The following is a 5,257-nucleotide window of genomic DNA, read 5'->3' on the forward strand; positions in this document are numbered from 1 at the left end:
CCGCATTCGCGGTCGGTGAGCGCGCCGGCGTGTTCGACCCGGGCGCCGTGACGGTCACCGCCGAGGGCGACGCACTGACCGGGACGCTGCCGCAGGTCGTCGACGCCGGCGCGGCCGATGTGCTGCTGGTGGCCGCCACCGGATCCGACGGCCTGGGGTTGTACGCGGTCGACACGACGGCCGACGGGGTGACGCGCACACCGTTGCAGACGCTGGACCTGACCCGCCCGCAGGCGGCGGTCGAACTGGCAGGCGCGGCGGCCACGCTGATCGCCGGCCCCGACGAGGCACCCCGGGTCATCCAGCACGCTCTGCACGTCGGTGCGGCGCTGCTGGCCGTCGAACAGGTCGGCGCCGCACAGCATCTGCTCGATCTGGCCGTCGACTACGCGAAGTCACGGCTGCAGTTCGGCAGGCCGATCGGGTCGTTCCAGGCGGTCAAGCACCGGTTGGCCGACATGCTGGTCGAGACCGAGCACGCCCGTTCGACGGCCTATCACGCGGTGTGGGCGCTGACCGACGGGTCCGACGACCCGGCTCTGGCCACCGCGATCGCGCAGGCCACCGCCTCGGCCGCGCTGAGCCGGATCGCCGCCGACACCATTCAGGTGCTCGGCGGCATCGGGTTCACCTGGGAACACCAGGCGCACCTGTACTTCAAGCGCGCCACCACCGATGCCGCGCTGCTGGGCAGTGCCGAGGACCACCGCTCGCGCATCGCCGAACTGGTGCTGGATCCCGCAAAGCCCGACCGGGTCGTCCGGGTCGCCGCGGGCTGAGGCGGGAGGCGTCAGCGCTCAGCGCTGTCGGAGGGGACGGTCGCGTCGGCCGGCGGGCCGGCCACCACGGTGGACGGACGACCCAGCAGCAGGAACAGCGCTCCGCCGACGAAGGCGGCGGCGCCGGCGAAGGTCAGGAAGCCGTTGAAACTGGGGGCGGCCTGCAGGCTGCGGCTCAGGATCAGGGCGCCCAGCGCCGAGGAGACGCCGATGGCGGCCGACAGCACACTGAGCACGGTGCTGTAGATCGTCAGGTGGAAGCGACGCGCCACCAGGTAGGCGATGACGTCCCCCTCGGCTCCCCAGGCCGCCCCGAGGCAGCACACCGCCACCACGACGACGGCGAAGCTGTCCCATGGTGACGCGATCAACAGGCAGCCGAGGCCGGGCAGTCCCATCGCCACGGCCGCGACGATCTGGGCGGGCAACCGGTCGAGGGCGATGCCACAGGCGAACCGGCCGACGATCACGGCGACGGCGAACACGGACACCAGCAGGGCCACCGCCTGGCCCGCCGGCACCGAGTCGCCCAGCATCACGCCGAGTTGCGTTGTGGTCACCGAGTGGTACAGGTTGCACAGCAGCACACCCCCCAGCAGGACCCAGAACACCCGGCTCCGCCCGATCGCCCGATAGTCGTTGCGGGTGTTGGCATCTCGCGCGGCGCGGCGCAGCGTAGGGTCCTCGGCGGGGATCAACGTCAGGGCCAGCACGCCGATCGCGGCGATGACGGCCGCGATCGCCAGGCAGCCCACCCGCCAGCCGTAAGCGCTGTTGACGGCCTCGACTGCGGGGACTCCGATCGCGCCGAGCAGCGGCGGACCTGAGATCGCGATCGCCAGTGCCAGGCCGCGGGCCTCTTTGAACCGGGTGGCGACGAGGCGGCTGTAGACCGAGGGGGTCGTCGTCACGCCCAACGCGATCAGCACGACGTTGATCGCGAAGTACTGCCAGATCGGGCCGGACATCAGCGAATAGCCGATCCAGCAGGCGGGCAGGCCGATCACGCCGAGGATCGCGATCCGGCGCACACCGAACAGGTCGGTGAGGCGCCCGTAGACGGGCAGGAAGACGAAGGTCAGCAGGGTGATGACACCGGTCAGGGCGAAATCGGCGCGGCTCCACCCGAATTCCGCGAGGAACTGTGGCCCCATCGCGGCGTTGGTGTAGGCGCTCAGGCTCAGTCCGGCGCTGAGGCCTGCGGTCGCCGCCGCCAGCGGCTGCCAGTTGGTCCGCAGTTCGCGGAAGTAGCTCATGTGTTTCCTTCGTCGTGGGCAGACCTGGGCAGCACCACCGAGTATCCCGTCCGCCCGTTGTGGCGGGGCGCTCCCCCGCAGCCGGACGGTCAGGGGGCGGGAACGGGTCTGGCTCGCGCGCGGACGGCGACGAGGCCGCCACCGATGACCAGCAGCATCCCGGCGTATGTCACCGGCGTCGGCGCGTGGTGCCACACGACCCAGTCGATCAGGGCGGTGAAGACGATCACCGAGTAGATGAAGGGGCCCACCTTCTCCGCCGACGCGTAGCGGTAGGCCAGCACGATGAGTACCTGTGAGCCCATCTGCGCGCATCCGAGGGCGGCCAACCACACCCAGGCCTGCCCTGGAATCGGTTGCCAGTCAAGGACCGCGATCGGCACGGAAAGCACGGTGGAGAGCAGGAAGTAGTAGAACAGGATCCTGATGACGGGCTCGGTGGCACCGAGCCAGCGCACCGACATCATCGCCACGGCGAGGAACACGGCGCCGGCCAGTGCGGCCAGCTCGCCGGTGTCGAAGCGGTGGCCCTGGGGCTGCAGGACGAGCAGCACCCCGGCGAAGCCGAGTCCGGCGCCCGCCCATGTCAGCCCGGAGATGCGGGTCCGGGTGACGCACCACGCGACCAGCGGCATCCACAGGGGTGCTGAGTAGGTCAGCAGGGTGGCGTTGGCCAACGGGATCTGGGTGATCGCGAAGAACAGCGCGTACCAGCAGGCGGTGCCCATCGTCGCCCGCAAGACGTGCATGCCGATCCGGTTGGTGCGCAGTGCCGCCCGTCCACCCCGCAGCGAGGCCGGGACGATGAACAGGAAGCAGATCAGGTTCTGCGCGAGCAGCAGGACGCCGGTCGAGGTGTATTGGCCCGAGACCTTGGCCAGCGCACCCACCAGCGCGACGCAGAAGAAGGCCACGGTGGTGAGAGCCGCTGCGAGGAGGAGGTTTTCGGGCCGGTATCCAGTGCCGGCCGCCGCCGACGGCATCACTGCCCCCGCAGGGCCGGCATGTCTGTGGCAGAGGCGGATTCGGTGACGCGTGCGTTCATCCGGTTGGTCTCGCGCTCGAGGAGGTGATTGAGCGCGCGGGGCGCCACGACGTCGAGAGCCCGCAGCGCGAGGGCCTTTCGGGGCGCGATGCGGACGGGCCGGTGGCGCGCGGCGGTCACCATCCACTCGGCGGCCTCCTCGGGGGTGAGCGCGGGCACCCCGGCGTAGGCGCGCGTCGGCGCGATCATGGCGGTCGCCACCAGCGGGTAGTACACGGTGGTGGAGTGCACGCCCGCGTGACCCCACTCGGTGTCGATGACGCGGCTGACCGCGCTGAGTGCCGCCTTCGACGCGTTGTAGACGGCGAACAGCGGCGAAGATTCGGGCAGCACCCGCCAGGTGGCGATGTTGATGATGTGGCCGTCGCCGCGTGCGCACATACCGGGGGCCAGGCCCCGCATGAGTCGCAGCGGCGCGTAGTAGTTGAGCGCCATGACGCGTTCCACGTCGTGCCAGCGATTCAGCGAGTCGGCCAGTGGCCGGCGAATCGACCTGGCGGCGTTGTTGATCAGGATGTCCACCGGCCCGGCCTGGGCCACCAAGTGGTCGACCTGGTCGAGGTCGGCGAGGTCGGCGGCCATGGCGAAGGCCCGGCCCCCGTGGGCGGTGATGCGGTCGACCAGTTCGGCGAGCAGATGTTCGCGTCGCGCGACGGCGATGATCACGGCTCCCCTGGCGGCGAGCTTCTCGGCAGCAACGGCGCCGATGCCGGCTGACGCGCCGGTCAGCAGGATCCGCTTGCCGGCAAGGTCCACGGGATGGCGTGAAGGCAGATGCGGCAGTGGACGCATTCCCGCCAGCCGCATCGCTCTTCTGAGGTCGGGCTTGGCCACCGTCGGTCCCCTGTCCGGCCGGCACGCCGCAGCCGGATCCGTCCACAATCTAGGGGGCGGGAGCTGCGTACGTAGCAAATTGACTGAATGGTCAGCAGGCTGACGGCGCTGTCATTCCTGCGTGGGTCGGGTCGACTCGCGGGCGGCCCGCGCCAGCACCTGCGGCCCCGTGGTCAGGGCCTTTCGCCACGGCGCGACGCCGTCGACCTCCACCTCGATGGTGATGCTCAGCACCGTCCGGATCAGGACGATCATGCCCAGCACCGCCGCATCGGTCAGCGACGGCGTCGAGGTGACGGTCTTGACGATGTCCGCGGCCACGAGCAACTCGAGGCCGAGCAGGATCGCCCCGCCGAGCGAGTTGCGCAGCGTCTTGAAGGCGCGGCCGCCGTCGCCGGTTCGCGCCCAGATGACCGCGGCAAGGGCGAAGGCGAAGATGAAGCCCACGACCATCGACAACACACCGGACACCTCGAACACCTGGGTGGCCCGCTCGAAGAACGTCTCGAGTCGCATTCAGATCACCCCGCCCTCACGTCGACCAGTCGGCTGCCTGCTCGTTGACCAGGCTCCACCGCACCGACGTCACCCCGGCCTGCCCGCTCAGGGCACGGATGGCGTTCTCGGCGGACGGGTCGTCACGGACGGCGGTGGTGTATTCGGCTCGGACTTCGGTCTGGTCTGCGGTGGACGTCGGAAGCGACTGCACTGCCCGCAACTGGAAGTGCGGCGCCGGCAAGGCTTGTGCCACCAGCGCTTTGACCTCTGTTTCCATCAGGGCTCCGCACACGACGCTGAGCCGGTACTCGGCAGGCGTCACGTCGCGCCCGCCCTTGGTGGTCATCCGGTCCAGCCGGGTTCCGAGGGGCTGCAGGAACCAGTTCCCCGCGACGACGATGACGGCGCCGGCAACGGCTTCGCGCCACATCCACGCACCGGCCAGCGAGCCGACGGCAGCTGTGGCCCACAGAGTGGCGGCGGTGTTGAGGCCGGTGACGGACAGCCCGTGCTTCATGATGACGCCGGCGCCGAGGAACCCGACGCCGGAGACGATCTGGGCCGCGACACGAAGCCGGTCGCCTTCCTGGTCGAAGCTGTAGGCGCTGAGGATGAGGAACAGCGCGGAGCCCATACTGACCAACGCCATCGTCTGCAGTCCCGCCATCCGGGACCGCCATTGGCGTTCGAAGCCGATGGCGATGCCGAGCGCCGTGGCCAGACCGACCCGGGTCAGCAGTTCGAGGGCCAGCATGCCTGCGATCTTCCCCTCATCGCCGGCTTTCCACCTTCCGACACGCTCAGTGACCGCGGCCGGGGCCCCCCCCCGGGGGGGGGGGGCGGGG

The 5,257-nt window shown here is 70.3% G+C and carries 6 protein-coding genes; 1 reads left to right on the plus strand and 5 read right to left on the minus strand.

What is annotated here, in order from left to right:
* On the plus strand, positions 1 to 779 hold a 779-nt coding region (locus Q2100_RS09485; protein WP_302913832.1), incomplete at its 5' end, for an acyl-CoA dehydrogenase family protein.
* An 11-nt stretch (positions 780 to 790) separates the two neighbouring features.
* Here Q2100_RS09485 and Q2100_RS09490 read toward each other — a convergent pair.
* The 5 genes from Q2100_RS09490 to Q2100_RS09510 form a co-directional block, all read right to left on the minus strand.
* A complete protein-coding gene (locus Q2100_RS09490; protein WP_302913833.1) occupies positions 791 to 2,035 on the minus strand; it encodes an MFS transporter in 1,245 nt (414 codons plus the stop codon).
* Positions 2,036 to 2,124: 89 nt separating this feature from the next.
* Positions 2,125 to 3,018 carry a DMT family transporter gene (locus Q2100_RS09495; protein WP_302913834.1) on the minus strand — a complete coding sequence of 298 codons (894 nt, stop codon included), beginning with the start codon at positions 3,016 to 3,018 and terminating at the stop codon, positions 2,125 to 2,127.
* Positions 3,018 to 3,914, minus strand: a complete 897-nt coding sequence (locus Q2100_RS09500; RefSeq protein WP_302913835.1) for an SDR family oxidoreductase — start codon at positions 3,912 to 3,914, stop codon at positions 3,018 to 3,020. Before Q2100_RS09500 ends, Q2100_RS09495 begins: the two co-directional genes overlap by 1 nt.
* A 111-nt stretch (positions 3,915 to 4,025) precedes the next feature.
* Complete coding sequence (locus tag Q2100_RS09505; RefSeq protein ID WP_302913836.1) at positions 4,026 to 4,430, minus strand: DUF1622 domain-containing protein; 405 nt, start codon at positions 4,428 to 4,430, stop codon at positions 4,026 to 4,028.
* Between the two features lie 16 nt (positions 4,431 to 4,446).
* Positions 4,447 to 5,166 (minus strand): MgtC/SapB family protein, encoded by a 720-nt coding sequence (locus Q2100_RS09510; RefSeq protein ID WP_302913837.1) that lies wholly within the window; start codon positions 5,164 to 5,166, stop codon positions 4,447 to 4,449.
* Positions 5,167 to 5,257 lie beyond the last annotated feature (91 nt).

The sequence above is a fragment of the Mycolicibacterium arseniciresistens genome, assembly GCF_030519285.1.
GTDB classification, from domain to species: domain Bacteria; phylum Actinomycetota; class Actinomycetes; order Mycobacteriales; family Mycobacteriaceae; genus Mycobacterium; species Mycobacterium arseniciresistens.

Bases quoted from the DNA above. Each gene is read 5' to 3' on its own strand.
- Q2100_RS09505 (WP_302913836.1), bottom strand. From the start codon at position 4,430: ATGCGACTCGAGACGTTCTTCGAGCGGGCCACCCAGGTGTTCGAGGTG.
- Q2100_RS09490 (WP_302913833.1), bottom strand. From the start codon at position 2,035: ATGAGCTACTTCCGCGAACTGCGGACCAACTGGCAGCCGCTGGCGGCG.
- Q2100_RS09495 (WP_302913834.1), bottom strand. From the start codon at position 3,018: ATGCCGTCGGCGGCGGCCGGCACTGGATACCGGCCCGAAAACCTCCTC.
- Q2100_RS09510 (WP_302913837.1), bottom strand. From the start codon at position 5,166: ATGCTGGCCCTCGAACTGCTGACCCGGGTCGGTCTGGCCACGGCGCTC.